This window comes from Streptomyces sp. NPDC093984 (assembly GCF_044764595.1).
GTDB lineage: Bacteria > Actinomycetota > Actinomycetes > Streptomycetales > Streptomycetaceae > Streptomyces > Streptomyces cynarae.
Genome location: NZ_JBIWIM010000001.1, coordinates 1110042 through 1128260, shown reverse-complemented (window position 1 = coordinate 1128260; position 18219 = coordinate 1110042). Strand labels below are relative to the sequence as shown.

The following is an 18219-nucleotide window of genomic DNA, read 5'->3' as shown; positions in this document are numbered from 1 at the left end:
CCTCTCGACACCGGCATCCAGCGCCCCGGAGGTGAACCGAGCCACAAAAAAGGGGAAGACAGCCATGCCCACCGCCTTGGAACCCGCCCTGTCGGTACGCCAGGTCCTCACCCTGGACCGGGTGCTCGCCGGAGAGCCCGAGGTGGTGGCCGGCGCCGGGCACCTGGACCGGCCGGTGCGCTGGGTGCACGTCGCGGAGGCGCCCGACGTCGGCGTGATGCTCAGCGGCGGCGAGATGGTCCTCACCACCGGGGTGCTGCTCGCCGGTGACGTGGAGAAGCAGGCCGAGTACATTCGGTCCCTGCACCGCGCGGAGGCCGCGGCCGTCGTCCTCGGACTGGGCCGGGCCTTCCCGGCGCCGCCGGACGTGATGCGCCGGGCCGCCGAGCGCTGCGGGCTGCCCATGGTGGTCCTGCACCGGCCCTTCCCGTTCGCCGAACTGACCGAGGAGGTCCAGTCCCGCCTCGTCCGGCGCAAGTTCGCGGCGGTGAGCCTTTCGGAGTCCGTCCGCACGGCCCTGACCGGGCTCATCACCGCGGGGGCCCCGCTGCAGCGGCTGCTCGACGAGATCGCCGTGCACGCGGGCTGCCCCGTCGTCCTCACCAACCTCGCCCACCGCGTGCTCGCCACGGCGGGGGAGCGGCCCGCGGTCGACGACGTGCTGCGCGACTGGGAGCGCATCGCCCGGCAGGCGGGCGGCAGCGAGGGCGACGGCTGGGTCCGCGCCGAGCTGGGCGCGTGCGGGGAGCGCTGGGGCCGGATCGTGCTGTGCGGCTACCGCGGCGACAGCCCCATCGGGCGCCTGCTCGCCGAGCGCGCCGCCGAGGCCCTGGTCCTGCACCGGATGCTCCACGGATCGGTGCACACCTGGGAGGAGCAGTCCGCGCAGAGCCTGCTGACCGACCTGGTCTCCGGGGCCGTCCCGGCCGGCCGGCTGCTGCCCCGGGCGCGGGCGGCCGGGCTGCCCGTCAACCGCCGCACCTTCGTCCCCCTGGTCGTACGCGACGGCGATCCCGCCCAGCTCGACCGCGTCCTGCGGCTGCTGGGCCTGCCCGGGCTCGTCGCCGAGCTGGCCGACGGGGCCACCGCCGTACTGCTCAGCCTCGCCCGCGACCAGGACGCGGAAGCGCTGACCGCGCACTTCGCGACCCGGCTGCGCACGGAGTCCCCGGCGGTGCGCGGGACGGCCATCGCCGCCGCCGACCCGCGCACCGCCTGGGAGGACGTGCCCGCCGGACTGCGCGAGGCCCAGCACGTCGCGGACGCCGTGGCCGGCCACTCCGCCGCGCAGGACCTCCCGGCCGTCGTACGCCTCAGGGACGTCCATCTGCGCGGCCTGATCCGGCTGCTGCGCGACGACCCGCACGTGCAGGCCTTCGCCGAGCGGGAGCTGGACGGGCTGCTGTGCGGGCGCGACGCCGAACAGGAGCTGCTGCCGGTGCTGCGCACCTACCTCGCCACCGGCCGCAACAAGTCCCGCACCGCCCAGCTCCACCACGTCAGCCGACCGGCCCTCTACCGCAGGCTGGAGGCCATACAAGCCCGCCTCGGGGTCGACCTCGACGACTTCGAACAAGCCGCCTCGGTACACATCGCGCTGCTCGCGCACGACGCCCAACAAGAGTGAGACGCCATGGAAAAGAGCGGGAAACAGGTGTGCACGCGCCGGTATGACACCGTGCAACGCCGGACGCCCGCAGACGTGACACGGTGCAACTCAAACACGGCCCGCCGGCTTTCTACGCTCTCGGCACACCGAGCGACCGGAGGTCCCGATGAGCAGAGTGATCCGTGCCGCCGTCTTCCAGACCGCCTGGACGGGCGACAAGGAATCGATGATCCAGGTCCACGAGCAGGCGGCCCGCGACGCGGCCGCGCAAGGTGCCCAGGTCCTGTGCTTCCAGGAGCTGTTCTACGGGCCGTACTTCTGCCAGGTCCAGGACCCCGCGTTCTACGAGTACGCCGAGCGGATCCCGGACGGCCCGATCGTCAAGCGCTTCCAGGCCCTCGCCGAGGAGCTGGGCATCGTCCTCGTCCTGCCCATGTACGAGGAGGAGCAGCCCGGGGTCCTGTACAACACCGCCGCGGTGATCGACGCGGACGGCTCGTACCTCGGCAAGTACCGCAAGCACCACATCCCGCAGGTCAAGGGCTTCTGGGAGAAGTTCTACTTCCGTCCCGGGAACGTCGGCTGGCCGGTCTTCGACACGAAGGTGGGCAAGATCGGCGTGTACATCTGCTACGACCGCCACTTCCCGGAGGGCTGGCGGGCCCTCGGCCTCGCGGGCGCGGAGATCGTCTTCAACCCGTCGGCCACCTCGCGCGGTCTGTCCGCCTACCTGTGGCAGCTCGAGCAGCCGGCGGCGGCCGTCGCCAACGAGTACTTCGTCGGCGCGATCAACCGGGTCGGTACCGAGGAGCTCGGCGACAACGACTTCTACGGGACCTCGTACTTCGTGGACCCGGAGGCGCAGTTCGTGGGCGAGGTGGCCGGCGACAAGGAGACCGAACTGGTCGTCCGCGACCTGGACCTGGCCAAGCTGCGCGAAGTCCGCGACCGCTGGCAGTTCTACCGGGACCGCCGTCCCGACGCGTACGGCCCGCTGACGGCTCCGTAAAGGGGGCAGGTACCCCGGCGCCCCTTTCAGGGGCGCCGGGGAACTGCGCGACAAGCCACAGACAACCGGCACTTTTCACGACCGCCGTCAACGCCCGGAGGGTGAGCATGACTCGTACCGTCATCCGCGGTGGCCTCGTCATCACCGCGTCCGACGAGATCCACGCCGACGTCCTGATCGAGGACGGCCGCATCGCCGCCCTCGCCGCGTCCGGCACACCGGCCGCCGAGGCCTTCACGGCGGAGCGGACCATCGACGCCACCGGCAAGTACGTGATCCCGGGCGGTGTCGACGCCCACACCCACATGGAGCTGCCGTTCGGCGGCACCTTCGCCTCCGACACCTTCGAGACCGGCACCCGGGCAGCCGCCTGGGGCGGAACGACCACGATCATCGACTTCGCGGTGCAGAGCGTGGGCCACTCGCTGCGCGAGGGGCTGGACGCCTGGCACGCCAAGGCCGAGGGCAACTGCGCCGTCGACTACGGCTTCCACATGATCGTCTCCGATGTGAACCAGGAGACGCTCAAGGAGATGGATCTCCTGGTCGAGGAAGGCGTGACCTCGTTCAAGCAGTTCATGGCCTACCCAGGGGTGTTCTATTCCGACGACGGCCAGATCCTGCGCGCCATGCAGCGCTCCGCCGAGAACGGCGGGCTGATCATGATGCACGCCGAGAACGGCATCGCGATCGACGTGCTGGTGGAGCAGGCGCTGGCCCGCGGCGAGACGGATCCGAGGTATCACGGCGAGGTCCGCAAGGCCCTGCTGGAGGCCGAGGCCACCCACCGCGCCATCAAGCTCGCCCAGGTCGCCGGGGCCCCGCTGTACGTGGTGCACGTCTCGGCGCAGGAGGCGGTCGCCGAGCTGGCCCGCGCCCGTGACGAGGGGCTGAACGTCTTCGGCGAGACCTGCCCGCAGTACCTGTTCCTGTCCACCGACAACCTCGCCGAGCCCGACTTCGAGGGCGCGAAGTACGTGTGCTCGACCCCGCTGCGGCCCAAGGAGCACCAGGCGGCCCTGTGGAAGGGCCTGCGCACCAACGACCTCCAGGTGGTCTCCACCGACCACTGCCCCTTCTGCTTCGTGGGCCAGAAGGAGCTGGGCCGGGGTGACTTCTCGAAGATCCCCAACGGCCTCCCGGGCGTCGAGAACCGCATGGACCTGCTGCACCAGGCCGTCGTCGACGGGCACATCTCACGCCGCCGCTGGATCGAGATCGCCTGCGCCACCCCCGCCCGGATGTTCGGCCTCTACCCGAAGAAGGGCACCGTCGCCCCCGGCGCCGACGCCGACGTCGTCATCTACGACCCGCACGCCGAGCAGGTCATGTCCGCCGAGACGCACCACATGAACGTCGACTACTCGGCGTACGAGGGCAAGCGCACCACCGGCCGGGTCGAGACCGTCCTCTCGCGCGGCGAACCCGTCATCACCGAGCGGGAGTTCACCGGACGCGCGGGACACGGCGTCTACACCCCCCGCTCCACCTGTCAGTACCTCAACTAGGAGTGGCGCCCCATGGACTTCGGACTCGTCCTGCAGACCGACCCGCCGGCCTCGCGGGTCGTCAGCCTGATGAAGAGAGCCGAGCGCAACGGCTTCCGCTACGGCTGGACCTTCGACTCCGCCGTGCTGTGGCAGGAACCGTTCGTGATCTACAGCCAGATCCTGGCCAACACCCAGAAGCTCACGGTCGGCCCCATGGTGACGAACCCGGGCACCCGCACCTGGGAGGTCACGGCCTCCACGTTCGCCACCCTCAACGACATGTTCGGCAACCGCACGATCTGCGGCATCGGCCGCGGCGACTCCGCGATGCGCGTCGCCGGCCGAAAGCCCAACACCCTGGCCCGCATCAGCGAGGCCATGAAGGTCATCCGGGCGCTGGGCAGCGGCCAGGAGGCCGACCTCGGCGGCGGCACCGTCGTCAGGTTCCCCTGGATCAAACCGGGCGCCAGGCTTCCCGTGTGGATGGCGGCGTACGGCCCCAAGGCGCTCAAGATGACCGGAGAGGAGGCCGACGGGTTCATTCTCCAGCTCGCCGACCTGTATCTGACCGAGTACATGGTCAAGGCGGTGAAGGACGCGGCCGTGGCCGCCGGGCGCGACCCGTCCGAGGTGAGGATCTGCGTCGCCGCCCCGGCCTACGTCACCGAGGACGACTCGCCCGAGGCGCTGGCGCACGCCCGTGAGCAGTGCCGCTGGTTCGGCGGCATGGTCGGCAACCACGTCGCCGACCTCGTCGCCAAGTACGGCGAGCACTCCTCCGCGGTCCCCGAGGAGCTCACCGACTACATCAAGGCCCGCCAGAGCTACGACTACGCCCACCACGGGCGCAGCGGAAACCCCGACACCCAGTTCGTACCCGACGAGATCGTCGACCGGTTCTGCGTCATCGGCCCGGTCGAGAAGCACGTCGAGAAGCTGAAGGCACTGCGCGAGCTGGGCGTCGACCAGTTCGCCGTCTACGACATGCACGACGCACAGGAAGCCGTCATCGACGCGTACGGGAGCCAGGTCATCCCGGCCGTCAACGGCTGATCCTCACCGGGTCCGCGGACCCTTCCCTCTCCCCGCTCGTCCCCTTCCCGCTCTCCCGGGAAGGGGGCCCAGGACGCTCCGGTCGACCCGTCCACCGGGCGCACCCCCCATCGGCGCCGCACCCGCACGGCCTCTCCCGTCCCACCTCCTGATTGGCCTGCCCCATGACCGACACCGCTCCCACGGCCATACCGCCGTCCGCCCAAGTCACCCTCCCCGACGGGCGCGTGGAGATCGCCCCGGGCTCCCCGCAGCCGAGCGGTGCGTACGCCAACGAGGACCTGCTGCCGGTCCCCGTCGCCAAGCGCACCTGGACCACGTACAACTTCTCCGCCCTGTGGGTCGGCATGGCCCACAACACGGCGTCCTGGACCCTGGCCTCCGGCCTGATCGCGGTCGGCATGGACTGGAAGCAGGCGGTGTTCACCATCGCCCTGGCCAATGTGATCGTGCTGGTCCCGATGCTGCTCACCGGGCATGCGGGACCCAAGTACGGCATCCCCTTCCCGGTCTTCGCCCGGGCCTCCTTCGGCGTGCGCGGCGCCAACCTCCCCGCGGTCGTGCGGGCGTTGGTGGCGTGCGGCTGGTTCGGCATCCAGACCTGGATCGGCGGCGAGGCGATCTACTTCCTCGCCGGGAAGCTCATCGGCGACAGCTGGTCCAACGCCTCCCACGTCGGCGGCTACGCCTGGACCATGTGGCTGTCGTTCGCGCTCTTCTGGGTGCTCCAGGTCGCCATCATCTACCGGGGCATGGAGACGATCCGCCGCTTCGAGAACTGGGCGGCGCCCTTCGTGATCGTCGGCGCCCTGGTGATGCTGTGGTGGATGAGCGGAAAGGCTGGCGGCTTCGGCCCGCTGTTCGACCAACCCTCCAAGCTGGGCTGGGGAGCGGACTTCTGGAAGCTGTTCGCGCCCTCCCTCATGGGCATGATCGGCTTCTGGTCCACGCTGTCGCTGAACATCCCGGACTTCACCCGGTACGGCCGCAGCCAGAAGGCCCAGACGTGGGGCCAGGCGCTGGGCCTGCCGACCACCATGACGCTGTTCGCGTTCCTGTCGGTGCTGGTCACCTCGGGTTCGCAGGCGGTGTACGGCAAGCCGGTCTGGGACCCGGTGCAGCTGGCGGCGAAGACGGACAACGTGGTCGGGCTGCTCTACGCCCTGGTGACCGTGCTGGTGGCGACCCTGTCGGTGAACATCGCGGCCAACCTGGTCTCCCCGGCGTTCGACTTCTCCAACATCGCGCCGAGGAAGGTGAGTTTCCGCACCGGCGCCCTGATCACCTCGGTCCTCGCGGTGCTGATCTTCCCGTGGAAGCTCTACTCCGACCCGCAGGGCTACATCTTCACCTGGCTCGGTCTGGTCGGCGGCCTGCTCGGCACGGTGGCCGGCATCCTCATCGCCGACTACTGGATCCTGCGCCGCACCCGTCTCGACCTCACCGACCTGTACCGCTCCGGTGGCCGCTACTGGTACGGGGGCGGCTGGAACTGGCGGGCCGTGCTGGCCTTCGTCGTCGGCGGGGTGCTGGCGATCGGCGGCGCGGACTTCCATCCGCTGATCGACGGCCGCCCCGTCCCGGCCCTGAAGCCGCTCGCCGACTACGGCTGGGCGGTCGGCCTCGGCACGTCGATGGTGCTGTACCTGCTGCTGATGCTCGCGCGAGGCCGGGACGACGCCACGGTCTGACGTCGGTCTGACGTCGAGCCGGGCCATGGGGGACGGTCAGCTCTTCTGCTGACCGTCCCCCAGCGCGGCCACCGCCTCCCTGGCGGCCTTGATGGCACCCTTGTTGATCTCGTCCGTCCCGGGCGCCTTCTTCGTCTCGAAGTCGCTGCCGTTGTAGTCGACGGAGACCAGCGCGTTGGACACGCGGACCAGCACCAGGCCCTCACGGGTCTGCTGCTTGTCCTCGGTGGTGAGGTTCACGACCGAGTAGGCGGCGTCGCCGAGGCCGGGGACCGCGCCGCCGCCGCTCTTGTCCGTGGTCCGCTCGGTGTACGACTTCTGCGCCTGCGCCTGCGAGTCCAGGATCTCGAAGGTGACGTCGAGCCAGCGGTAGTCGTAGCCCTTGAGCGCGTTCCAGGAGCAGGTGCGGCGGACCGACCGGTCCGTGGAGGGGATCTCCTTGCCGGCCGTCTTGGCGCCCGGGACCAGGGACGTGATCGTCTTCCCGGCCAGAGCCGCGCACGGTGCGGGTGCGGTGGTGTACGTCTTCGCCGCGGCCGACGGGCCGGGAGCGGAGGCGGTCCCCGCGTCCTGGGGGCTCTGGGCGTCCTGGCTCCGCTGGCCCGACTTGTGCTCGGTGGCCGAGGAGGCGGCCGGACCGGAGGTCAGCGCCCAGCCCGCACAGGCGAGCACGAGGACCGGGCTCAGCCGCGCGGTGAGGGCGAGCGGAAGGGGAAGATCACGCACGGGCGCACTTCTCGTGGGGGACGGACGGTGCGGAGGGGGGTCCACACTGCGGACGGGACGACAGTTTCACATGACTGCCTGTGAGGCGGAAGGGGCCAACTCGCTCTGTACTCACGCGATGACGCAGGCCGACAGTGCACAGGACCGTGTGTCCCCTTATGCCCGAACCGGACCCGCGCCGGAACCGTCCGGACCCCGCCAGGCCGACGCCAAGCCCGTGCCGGCCCCCCGACCCGGGTGGGGCCGGAGCTGGCCCGGCTTCCGATGAATGTCCCCCTCAGACGGGACCCCGGGGCAGCTCGGGCTGCCACCGTCCCTGCTTCCGGCCGCCGGCCGGCCGGGCGGGCGCCCTCACCGCATCAGCGATATCGCGTACGCGAGGAAGAACCCGGCCACCAGCACCACCAGCGCGGTGATGGCGATCAGCGGTCCCTTCGCCCAGCCCCGCGTCCGGTCGTAGTCGTCCCGGTGAGTGGCCTCCGAAGTGCTGCTCTCGCCCGGCGGAGTCTCTCCCGGAGGCACCCCGCCCGGCTCCACCCCCGGGGTCTGCGACGGCTCGGGGTCGGAAGAACCGTACTGACGGTTCCACGTCCCCCCTGTTCCGCTGTCCCGGTTCATCTGGTTCATGGCCGCCGAGTACCCGCCCGACCGGGCATCACTCGGACACAAGGGGACGAACGGGGCGCCCGCTGCCCTGCGCGGGCCCTAGCAGGCGGTGTCGGTGGGCTGGACGTGAGCGCCGGTGTCAGTGGAGTGGGCGTGAGGGCGACAGCGGGCGGGACGCGCCCATGCGCACGTGCCGGACCCCGTCGGAGAAGTGCACCACTGGCTCGGCCTCGGGTGGGGGAAGTCCCGCGGCCCGGGTCACGGTCTCCTCGAAGCGCTCGAGGGTCGCGGCGCGCAGCGGCCAGGGCTCGTGCTCGACGGGCGTTTCCCAGAGCATCCCCAGCCGTCGTGTGTACGCGCGCCACCGTGAGGTCAGCCAGATGTCCCGCTGCGTCGGCGTCAGCGGTCGGCCGGGCCGGACGGCCACCTCGTAGGAGGGTGAGCCGCCCCAGCGTGCACCCGAGTAGCGCACCACGTCTCCGTCGTGGGACAGACGCAGCCGGCCCGGGTTGTACGGCGCGCCCACGGCGCGGGCCGCCAGCATGAGGGGGTTGCCCACCTCGATGGACAGGAACCACAGCCCGTCGCGCCCGTCGGGGCCCCGGACGTAGGTGCGCAGGTTGGTCTCCGGAAACGTGGGGAGGCCGGGCGTCGCGCCGGGCAGGACCGCAGGCCGTACGTCGGCCATCAGGAACGGCGTGAAGCTGACCCAGGCCGCGCCCTCGTACTCGTCCACGGTCAGGCCCTCCGGCAGCAGGCGCTGCACCTCGTCGGGGCGGAAGGGCCAGTGCACGAAGGTCTGCGTCAGCCATCCCGCCTCCAAGGCCGGCAGGTGGACGCGCTGCTCCGCCGCGAGGGACACCATGCCGACCGAGTCCCCGACGATCACACCGGGAAACGCGGTGGGAGCGCTGCGACAGGGGCAGGGATGACCGCACCACGCCCGGCCCGCCGAGGAGACAACAGATCAGCTCGGCTGTTTCAATCGACCGGCGCGTCCGAGCAGCGAGCTGAGAGGCCATATGTTCACCACACGCCCCACCCTCCAGGGCACCTTCGGCATGGTGTCCTCCACCCACTGGCTGGCCTCCCAGTCGGCGATGGCCGTGCTGGAGGACGGCGGCAACGCGTTCGACGCGGCCGTGGCGGGCGCGTTCGTGCTGCACGTCGTGGAACCGCACCTCAACGGTCCCGCCGGCGAGGTCCCGATCCTGCTCGCCCCGGCGGGTGGCGAGGTGCGGGTGCTGTGCGGGCAGGGGGTCGCGCCCGCGGGGGCCACCATCGCCCACTACAGGGCACTAGGTCTGGAGCTCGTCCCCGGCACCGGGCCCCTCGCCGCCGCCGTCCCGGGAGCCTTCGACGCCTGGATGCTGCTGCTGCGCGACCACGGCACCAGGCCCCTCGCCGACGTCCTGAAGTACGCCATCGGCTACGCCGAGCACGGGCACCCGCCCGTGGAGCGCGTCGGTGAGACGGTCGAGACCGTGCGCCAGCTGTTCGAGACCGAGTGGACCTCCTCGGCCGAGGTGTACCTGCCCGGCGGGAGGCCACCGCGCCCCGGCGAGCGGCTGCGCAACCCCGCGCTGGCCGCCACCTGGAAGCGGCTGCTCGCCGAGGTGGCGGGGGCCGGCGACCGCGAGGGGCAGATCGAGGAGGCCCGCCGGGTGTGGCGCTCCGGGTTCATCGCCGAGGCCCTGGTGCGGCAGGCGGGGCGGCCCACCATGGACACCAGCGGCGAACGCCACCGCGGCACCCTGACGGCCGACGACCTGGCCTCCTGGTCGGCCGCCTACGAGACCCCGGCGACCTACGACTGGAACGGCTGGACCGTGTGCAAGGCCGGTCCCTGGAGCCAGGGCCCCGTCCTCCTCCAGCAGCTCGCCCTGCTCCCGCCCGAGCTGCCCCGGTACGGCTCCGCGGACTACGTCCACCTGCTGATCGAAGGCTGCAAGCTCGCCATGGCCGACCGCGAGGCCTGGTACGGCGACGCGGCCGAGGTCCCGCTCGGTGACCTGCTGTCGGACGCCTACAACACCGAGCGGCGCGCCCTGATCGGCGACAAGGCGTCGTACGAGCTGCGCCCCGGCGCGCCCGGAGGGCGCGTGCCGCGCCTGAGCGAGTACGCGCGCGTGGTGTTCACCGGCGACGCCGGCTTCGACCCCATGGGCGTCGGCGAACCGACCGTGGCGAAGAGCCCGACGTCGCCCGTGCCCGGTGAACCGGACGTCACCGCCGACGGCGCCACCCGTGGCGACACCTGCCACCTCGACGTCGTCGACCGCTGGGGCAACATGATCGCGGCAACGCCCAGCGGCGGCTGGCTCCAGTCCAACCCGGTCGTGCCCGAGCTGGGCTTCCCGCTCGGCACCCGGCTGCAGATGACCTGGCTCGACGAGGGCCTGCCGAACTCCCTCACGCCCGGGCGCCGCCCCCGTACCACCCTCACCCCCTCGATCGCCCAGCGCGACGGGGTGCCGGTGCTGGCGTTCGGCACGCCCGGCGGCGACCAGCAGGACCAGTGGCAGCTCCACTTCTTCCTGGCGGCCGCCCTGCGCCCGCACATCCGCGGCAGCCTCGACCTGCAAGGCGCCATCGACGCCCCGAACTGGCACAACGACAGCTTCCCGGGCTCCTTCTACCCGCGCGGCATGTGCCCCGGCAGCGTCACCGTCGAGTCCCGCATGGACCCGGAGGTCGTCGCGGAGCTGCGCCGGCGCGGCCATGACGTCACCGTCGGCGATGCATGGTCGGAGGGGCGGCTGTGCGCGGTCGCCCGGGACCCGGAGACGGGTGTGCTCTCGGCCGCGGCCAACCCGCGGGGCATGCAGGGGTATGCGGTCGGCCGCTGAACCAACCGGTCCCAGCGACGCGGGCGACCCCCACCGAACCGGCCGAACCGCTGACCGGCCGAACCACGGGAGAAGCACCGAATTCATACCGATTCCAGCCGGAGTACACCAGGCCGGTCAGGATTGTCAGTGACGCGTGCTCTCATTGGGGGCATGATCGATGACTACGAAACCATCGACGGGTTTCTCGCGCACGGCACGGCAGACGTCGAGGAGGCCGTGCGCAAGGCGGCCGCCACCGAGATCATGCCGCGCTTCTGCCGGCTCGCCGCGCACGAGATCGACGAGAAGAACGGACCGCACGACCTGGTCACGGACGCCGACCGCAACGCCGAGGCCCACCTCACCGAGGTGCTCCCGAGGCTGCTGCCCGGCTCGGTCGTGGTGGGGGAGGAGGCGGTGCACGCCAACCCGGTGACGTACGAGGCCATCCGGGGCGAGGCCCCCGTCTGGATCGTCGACCCGGTCGACGGCACCCGCCAGTTCGTGCACGGCGACCCCGGGTTCTGCACGCTGGTCGCGCTCGCCCAGGGCGGTGTCGTACGCGCCTCGTGGACGTACGCCCCGGCCCTGGACCGGCTGGCCACGGCGGTACGGGGGAAGGGCGCGTTCCTCGACGGCGAGCGCCTGCGAGCGGGCTCTCCCACGGCGGGCCGCGACCTCGAGGTGGCCACGTCGCACCCCGACTACACCACGGCCGAGGAGAAGCGCGCGCTGCTCGGACTGTGGACGGACGGCGTCCGCCCGCGCCCGTGCGGCTCGGCGGGCCTTGAGTACCTCCACGTCGCCCAGGGCGTCCTCGACGGCACCGCCTTTTCCTGGGAGGCGGCGTGGGATCACGCGGCCGGTCTGCTGCTGGTCGAGGAGGCGGGCGGCACAACCCTCACCCTGGCGGGCGAACCGTTCCGGATCACCGGCGGCAACGCGCTGCCGTTCACCGCGGCACGGGACGAGGCCACGGCGCGCCGGGTGGTGGAGCTGCTGTCGGGCGCCGCCTGACCTTCCCATGTACCCGAGGCGTGTCAGACCTCCGGCATATCCTGATCTCCTGTGGCCGTCGGCTGACGAAGGAGTCCGAAGGTGCCGTCGATGCTCGATGCGGTCGTGGTGGGGGCGGGGCCCAATGGGCTGACGGCTGCCGTGGAGCTGGCCCGTCGTGGTTTCTCCGTGGCCGTCTTCGAGGCGCGCGACACCGTCGGCGGCGGCGCCCGCACCGAGGAGCTGACGCTGCCCGGTTTCCGGCACGACCCGTGCTCGGCCGCTCACCCCCTCGGCGTCAACTCGCCCGCGTTCCGCGCCATGCCCCTCGAGCGGTACGGGCTTCAGTGGCTGCACGCCGAGCTGCCGATGGCGCACCCCTTCCCCGACGGCACGGCCGCGGTGCTGTCCCGGTCCGTGGCCGAGACGGCCGCCTCGTTCGGCCCGCGCGACGCGGGAGCGTACCGCCGGCTGGTCGCGCCGTTCCTGAGCCGCTGGGACACCCTGGCCCGGGACTTCATGTCCCTGCCCCGGACCGCGCTGCCCCGCGACCCCGTCACCCTCGCCCGCTTCGGCCTCGTGGGCCTGCCCCCGTCCACCTGGCTGATGCGCCGCTTCCACGACGAGCGCGCGAAGACCCTGTTCGCCGGGCTCGTCGCCCACGTGATCGCCCCGCTCGGCGGTTTCGCCACCGGCGCGATCGGCCTGGTCTTCGCCCTCGCGGCGCACGCCCGCGGCTGGCCGGTCGCCCGCGGCGGCTCCCAGTCGATCTCCGACGCCCTCGCCGCGTACCTGAAGGACCTGGGCGGCTCCGTCCACACCGACTACGAGGTCAAGCGCCTGGACGACCTGCCCCCGGCGCGCGCGTACATCTTCGACACCTCGCCCACCGCGCTGGCGCGTATCGCCGGTCTCGGACGCTACTACGACGGCTACCGCTACGGCGCCGGCGTCTTCAAGATCGACTACGCGCTGGACGGCCCGGTCCCGTGGACCGCGAAGGAAGCGCGCGTCGCCGGCACCGTGCAGATCGGCGCCGACAGCGCGGAGATCGGCGCCGCCCTGCGCGCCGCGTCCCGGGAGGGCCGGGCCCCCGACCGGCCGTTCCTCATCACCGTGCAGCCCGGCGTCGCCGACCCCACCCGGGCCCCGGCGGGCAAGCAGGTCTTCTGGGTCTACGGCCATGTGCCCAACGGCTGGCGCGGAGACCTCACCGACGCCATGGAACGCCAACTGGAGCGCTACGCCCCCGGGTTCCGCGACCGCGTCCTCGCCCGCGCCACCGCCGGCCCGCCCATACTGGCCGCCCGCAACGCCAACTACGTCGGCGGCGACATCGCCTCCGGCGCGGCGTCCGGCCTCCAGCTCCTGCTGCGCCCCAAGGTGTCCCTGTCCCCGTACAGCACGCCGCACCCGGCCGTCTTCATCTGCTCCTCGGCCACCCCACCGGGCCCGGGCGTGCACGGCATGTCGGGACACAACGCGGCGAAGGCGGTCTGGCGGAGGCTGAGGCAGCGATGACCGCCATCACGCTGGTCAAGGGCGACATCACCCGGCAGAGCGCCGACGCGATCGTCAACGCGGCGAACTCCTCGCTGCTCGGCGGGGGAGGGGTGGACGGCGCGATCCACCGGCGGGGTGGCCCGGCGATCCTCGAGGAGTGCCGTGCGCTGCGCGCCTCCCGGTACGGCAAGGGACTGCCCACGGGCCGGGCGGTGGCCACCACGGCGGGTGAACTGGACGCACGCTGGGTGATCCACACGGTCGGTCCCCGCTTCAGCCCCCAGGAGGACCGGTCGGAGCTGCTGGCCTCCTGCTACCGGGAGTCGCTGCGCGTCGCCGACGAACTCGGCGCCCGCACGGTGGCGTTCCCGGCCGTGTCCGCCGGCATCTACGGGTGGCCGATCGACGACGCCGCCCGCATTGCGGTGGAGACGGTCAGGGCCACGGAGACGGCCGTCGAGGAGGTGAGGTTCGTCCTCTTCGACGAGCGGGCGTACGAGGCCTTCGCGGCGCAGCTTCCCTGAGCGACCGCTCATCCTCACGGCCCTAATTTCCCCACGGCCCTCATTCCCCACGGCCCTCATGCCCCGCGACCCTCATCGCAGGGCCCCTCGGCGAGGCCGCGCTCCTTTCCGGGGCCCTTGGGGATGGAGTGACTCTTGAGCGGGAAGATAGAGAACATGGCATACCAGGCATTCCGGATACATCCCCCGGAGAACCCGCCGTGATCACCCATCCCGCCTATGGGTCCGATCCCTGGTGCGTCCGCGAGACCGGGCTCGACCTGGACGTCCTGGCACAGAGCGAATCGGTCTTCGCCCTGTCCAACGGACACATCGGCTGGCGAGGCAACCTCGAGGAGGGGGAGCCGCACGGACTGCCCGGCTGCTACCTCAACGGCGTCCACGAAGTACACCCGCTGCCCTACGCGGAGGCCGGATACGGCTACCCGGAGTCCGGCCAGACGGTCATCAACGTCACCGACGGCAAGCTCATCCGCCTGCTCGTCGACGACGAGCAGGTCGACCTGCGCTACGGGCGTCTCCTCTCGCACGAACGGGTCCTCGATCTGCGGGCCGGGGTACTGCACCGCGTCTGCGAATGGGTCTCGCCGGTGGGAAAGGCCGTCCGTGTGCGCTCCACGCGCCTGGTGTCCTTCACCCACCGGGCCGTCGCCGCGATCGCCTACGAGGTGGAGCCGCTGGACGACGAGGTGCGCGTCGTCATCCAGTCCGAACTCGTCGCCAACGAGCCCATGCCCCGGCCCAGCGACGATCCGCGGGTCGCCGCCGCCCTGGAATCCCCGCTGCAGCCCGAGGAGCACCACGCCGAAGGGGCCCGGCTGCGCCTGATCCACCGCACCGTCCGCAGCGGACTGCGGGTCGCGGCCGCCGCCGACCACATCGTGCAGGGTCCGGCCTCCACCCAGACAGCCGGAGAGAGCGCGCACGACGTCGCCCGGTTCACCGTCATCGCCGACCTCAGGCCCGGCCAGAAGCTCCGTCTGGAGAAACTGGTCTCCTACGGCTGGTCCGCGCTGCGCTCACTGCCGTCCCTGAGGGACCAGGCGGAGGCCGCGCTCGCCGAAGCGCGCAGCACGGGCTGGCAGGGTCTGGCCGACGAGCAGCGGGCCGTCCTGGACGAGTTCTGGGCGCACGCCGACGTGGAGGTGGACGGCGATGCGGAGATCCAGCAGGCCGTCCGCTTCGCGCTCTTCCATGTGCTGCAGGCCGCCGCCCGGGCCGAGCAGCGGGCCATCCCCGCCAAGGGCCTGACGGGCTCCGGCTATGACGGGCACGCCTTCTGGGACACCGAGACCTACGTTCTGCCGGTGCTCATCTTCGCCCACCCGCGCAGCGTCACCGCGGCGCTGCGCTGGCGCCAGGACACCCTGCCGGCGGCCCGCGCCCGCGCCCGGCAACTCGGCCTCGAGGGGGCCGCCTTCCCATGGCGCACCATCGACGGCGCGGAGTGCTCCGGTTACTGGCCGGCCGGCGCCGCGGCCTTCCACATCAACGCCGACATCGCCCATGCCGTCCTGCGCTACGTCTCGGTCTCCGGCGACGAGGACTTCGAACGCGACACCGGCGTGGAACTTTTGGTGGAGACCGCCCGGTTGTGGCGTTCCCTCGGGCACCACGACTCCCAGGGCCGCTTCCACATCGACGGCGTCACCGGCCCCGACGAGTACAGCGCGGTCGCGGACGACAACACCTACACCAATCTCATGGCCCAGGAGAACCTGCGGGCCGCCGCCGATGCCGCCGAACGCCACCCCGAGCAGGCCGCCGCGCTCGGCGTGACCGAGCACGAGACGGCCGCATGGCGCACCGCCGCCAAGGCGATGACCGTCCCCTACAACAGCGCCCTCGGCATCCACGAGCAGGCCGCGGACTTCACCCGCCACCAGGTCTGGGACTTCTCCCGCACCCGGCCGGAGGACTACCCGCTGCTGCTGCACTACCCGTACCTCCAGATCTACCGGAAGCAGGTGGTCAAACAGGCGGACCTCGTGCTGGCGATGTACCTGCGCGGCGACGCCTTCGACGAGGGCGAGAAGGCACGGAACTTCGCCTACTACGAACCGCTCACCGTCCGTGACTCCTCGTTGTCGGCGAGCGTGCAGGCCGTCATCGCAGCCGAGGTCGGCCACCTGCGCCTGGCCTACGACTACCTCGGCGAGGCGGCGCTGATGGACTTGGACGACCTGGAGAACAACACCCGCGACGGCCTGCACATCGCGTCCCTGGCGGGCTCCTGGATCGCGCTCGTCGCCGGCTTCGGCGGCATGCGCCACCACTCCGGAACCCTGTACTTCGCGCCCCGGCTGCCCGACACTCTCAGCCGGCTGGCCTTCTCGGTCCACGTCCGCGGCCAGTGCCTCCGGGTGGAGATCACCGACTCGCTGGCCACGTACACGCTGGTGAAGGGGGAATCGGTCCGGATCAGGCACTACGGGGAGCCGCTGACCGTGTCCGGCGACACCGCGCAGACCCGCCCGGTGAAACCGGCGCCCCCCTTGCCGCAGCCTTCCCAGCCGCCCGGACGCCACCCCGAGCGCCCCCAGTGAACACAAGGACCTCGTGCTGCCGTGGTCCAGGGGGCGTCCTGGAGGCGATCGATGCGGCGGCACGGCGATCGGGGGAAGGGCAGGTCTCCCCAGCCACATGTCGGATTCCCGCCAGCCCGGCACGCTCCGGTGCCCGATGCTTGAAGGCATGCGGAACGCGATGCACACCGACCGGGAGCGCTGTGTGCGCGCCGTCCAGTCCAAGGACGCGCGCTTCGACGGCTGGTTCTACACAGCGGTCCTGACCACGCGGATCTACTGCCGTCCGAGCTGCCCGGCGGTACCGCCCAAACCGGAGAACATGACGTTCTACCCGAGCGCCGCCGCCTGCCAGCAGGCCGGGTTCCGGGCCTGCAAGCGGTGCCGCCCGGACACCAGCCCCGGCTCCCCCGAGTGGAACCAGCGCGCCGACCTCGTCGCCCGCGCCATGCGGCTGATCGGCGACGGCGTCGTGGACCGCGAGGGCGTGCCCGGCCTCGCCGCCCGCCTCGGCTACAGCACCCGCCAGATCGAGCGCCAGCTCCTCGCCGAACTCGGCGCCGGACCGCTCGCGCTCGCCCGGGCGCAGCGCGCCCAGACCGCCCGGCTGCTCATCGAGACGACCGGGCTGCCGATGGCGGAGATCGCGTTCGCGGCCGGGTTCTCCTCGATCCGCACCTTCAACGACACCGTCCGCGAGGTCTTCGCGCTCTCCCCGAGCGAGCTGCGCGCCCGTCTGCCCCGGCAGACGGTGGCCGCACCAGGCGTCCTCAGCCTCAGGCTGCCGTTCCGCGCCCCGCTCAATCCCGACAACCTCTTCGGCCACCTCGCCGCCACCGCGGTACCCGGCGTGGAGGAATGGCGGGACGGGGCGTACCGGCGCACGCTCCGGCTGCCCTACGGACACGGCATCGTGGCGCTGACCCCGCGGCCCGACCACATCGCCTGCCGCCTCAGCCTCAGCGACATGCGCGACCTGGCCGTCGCCATCAGCCGCTGCCGCCGCATGCTCGACCTGGACGCCGACCCGGTCGCCGTCGACGACCAGCTGCGCACGGACCCGGTGCTGGCGCCCCTCGTCGACAAGGCCCCCGGCCGCCGGGTGCCGCGCACCGTCGACGAGGCCGAGTTCGCCGTACGGGCCGTCCTCGGTCAGCAGGTCTCCACGGCTGCCGCACGCACCCACGCGGCCCGCCTGGTCACCGCGCACGGAGAGGCCGTCGAGGACCCCGAAGGCGGCCTCACCCACCTCTTCCCGGCACCGGAGGCCCTCGCCGCACTCGACCCCGAGTCGCTGGCGATGCCCCGCACCCGCCGGACGACCTTCACGACCCTCGTCCGTCAACTCGCCGAGCGATCCATCCACCTGGGCGTCGAGAGCGACTGGGAGGAGACCCGCGCCCGGCTGCTCGCACTCCCCGGTTTCGGCCCCTGGACGGTCGACGTGATCGCCATGCGCGCCCTCGGCGACCCCGACGCCTTCCTGCCCACCGACCTCGGCATCAGGCGCGCCGCACAGGAACTCGGCCTGCCCTCGACCCCGGCGGCACTCACCGCACGGGCGGCGGCCTGGCGGCCGTGGCGGGCGTACGCGGTCCAGTACCTGTGGGCGACGGACAGCCACCCGATCAACTTCCTTCCGGTATAAGGACACAC

Annotated in this window: 14 protein-coding genes; 11 read left to right on the top strand and 3 right to left on the bottom strand. The window is 71.9% G+C overall.

Annotated elements, in window-relative coordinates; all coding sequences use genetic code 11:
• The first annotated feature begins 64 nt into the window (after positions 1-64).
• From ACIRC0_RS05065 to ACIRC0_RS05045, 5 genes are all read left to right on the top strand, one after another.
• On the top strand, positions 65-1627 hold the full coding sequence (locus ACIRC0_RS05065) for a PucR family transcriptional regulator (RefSeq protein WP_403611345.1): 1563 nt from the start codon (positions 65-67) through the stop codon (positions 1625-1627).
• 148 nt (positions 1628-1775) lie between these two features.
• Positions 1776-2618 carry a nitrilase-related carbon-nitrogen hydrolase gene (locus ACIRC0_RS05060; protein ID WP_403611343.1) on the top strand — a complete coding sequence of 281 codons (843 nt, stop codon included), beginning with the start codon at positions 1776-1778 and terminating at the stop codon, positions 2616-2618.
• Between the two features lie 107 nt (positions 2619-2725).
• The gene (gene hydA, locus ACIRC0_RS05055) at positions 2726-4126 is read left to right on the top strand and encodes a dihydropyrimidinase (RefSeq protein ID WP_403611340.1); all 1401 of its coding nucleotides are present in this window, start codon (positions 2726-2728) and stop codon (positions 4124-4126) included.
• 12 nt (positions 4127-4138) lie between these two features.
• Positions 4139-5161, top strand: coding sequence for a TIGR03842 family LLM class F420-dependent oxidoreductase (locus ACIRC0_RS05050; protein ID WP_403611338.1), 1023 nt, complete (start codon positions 4139-4141; stop codon positions 5159-5161).
• Between the two features lie 164 nt (positions 5162-5325).
• A complete protein-coding gene (locus ACIRC0_RS05045) occupies positions 5326-6852 on the top strand; it encodes an NCS1 family nucleobase:cation symporter-1 (RefSeq protein WP_403611336.1) in 1527 nt (508 codons plus the stop codon).
• Positions 6853-6888: 36 nt separating this feature from the next.
• Here the strand turns inward: ACIRC0_RS05045 and ACIRC0_RS05040 are convergent, their stop codons facing one another.
• The 3 genes from ACIRC0_RS05040 to ACIRC0_RS05030 form a co-directional block, all read right to left on the bottom strand.
• Positions 6889-7578: a hypothetical protein gene (locus ACIRC0_RS05040; protein WP_403611335.1), complete on the bottom strand. Its 690-nt coding sequence runs from the start codon at positions 7576-7578 to the stop codon at positions 6889-6891.
• Between the two features lie 351 nt (positions 7579-7929).
• The gene (locus tag ACIRC0_RS05035) at positions 7930-8196 is read right to left on the bottom strand and encodes a DUF6480 family protein (RefSeq protein WP_403612723.1); all 267 of its coding nucleotides are present in this window, start codon (positions 8194-8196) and stop codon (positions 7930-7932) included.
• Positions 8197-8323: 127 nt separating this feature from the next.
• A complete protein-coding gene (locus tag ACIRC0_RS05030; protein ID WP_403612720.1) occupies positions 8324-9049 on the bottom strand; it encodes a YqjF family protein in 726 nt (241 codons plus the stop codon).
• 157 nt (positions 9050-9206) lie between these two features.
• Here ACIRC0_RS05030 and ACIRC0_RS05025 point away from each other — a divergent pair, with 157 nt between their 5' ends.
• The 6 genes from ACIRC0_RS05025 (at position 9207) to ACIRC0_RS05000 (ending at position 18211) form a co-directional block, all read left to right on the top strand.
• On the top strand, positions 9207-11033 hold the full coding sequence (locus ACIRC0_RS05025) for a gamma-glutamyltransferase family protein (RefSeq protein WP_403611333.1): 1827 nt from the start codon (positions 9207-9209) through the stop codon (positions 11031-11033).
• Positions 11034-11186: 153 nt separating this feature from the next.
• Positions 11187-12032, top strand: a complete 846-nt coding sequence (locus tag ACIRC0_RS05020; RefSeq protein ID WP_403611331.1) for an inositol monophosphatase family protein — start codon at positions 11187-11189, stop codon at positions 12030-12032.
• A 90-nt stretch (positions 12033-12122) separates the two neighbouring features.
• Complete coding sequence (locus ACIRC0_RS05015; protein ID WP_403611329.1) at positions 12123-13532, top strand: phytoene desaturase family protein; 1410 nt, start codon at positions 12123-12125, stop codon at positions 13530-13532.
• Complete coding sequence (locus ACIRC0_RS05010) at positions 13529-14038, top strand: O-acetyl-ADP-ribose deacetylase (RefSeq protein WP_403611327.1); 510 nt, start codon at positions 13529-13531, stop codon at positions 14036-14038. The genes ACIRC0_RS05015 and ACIRC0_RS05010 overlap by 4 nt, the downstream gene beginning before the upstream one ends.
• Before the next feature lie 200 nt (positions 14039-14238).
• Positions 14239-16584, top strand: a complete 2346-nt coding sequence (locus ACIRC0_RS05005; protein WP_403611324.1) for a glycoside hydrolase family 65 protein — start codon at positions 14239-14241, stop codon at positions 16582-16584.
• A 160-nt stretch (positions 16585-16744) separates the two neighbouring features.
• Positions 16745-18211, top strand: coding sequence for an AlkA N-terminal domain-containing protein (locus tag ACIRC0_RS05000; protein ID WP_403612718.1), 1467 nt, complete (start codon positions 16745-16747; stop codon positions 18209-18211).
• The last annotated feature ends 8 nt before the right edge of the window (positions 18212-18219 follow it).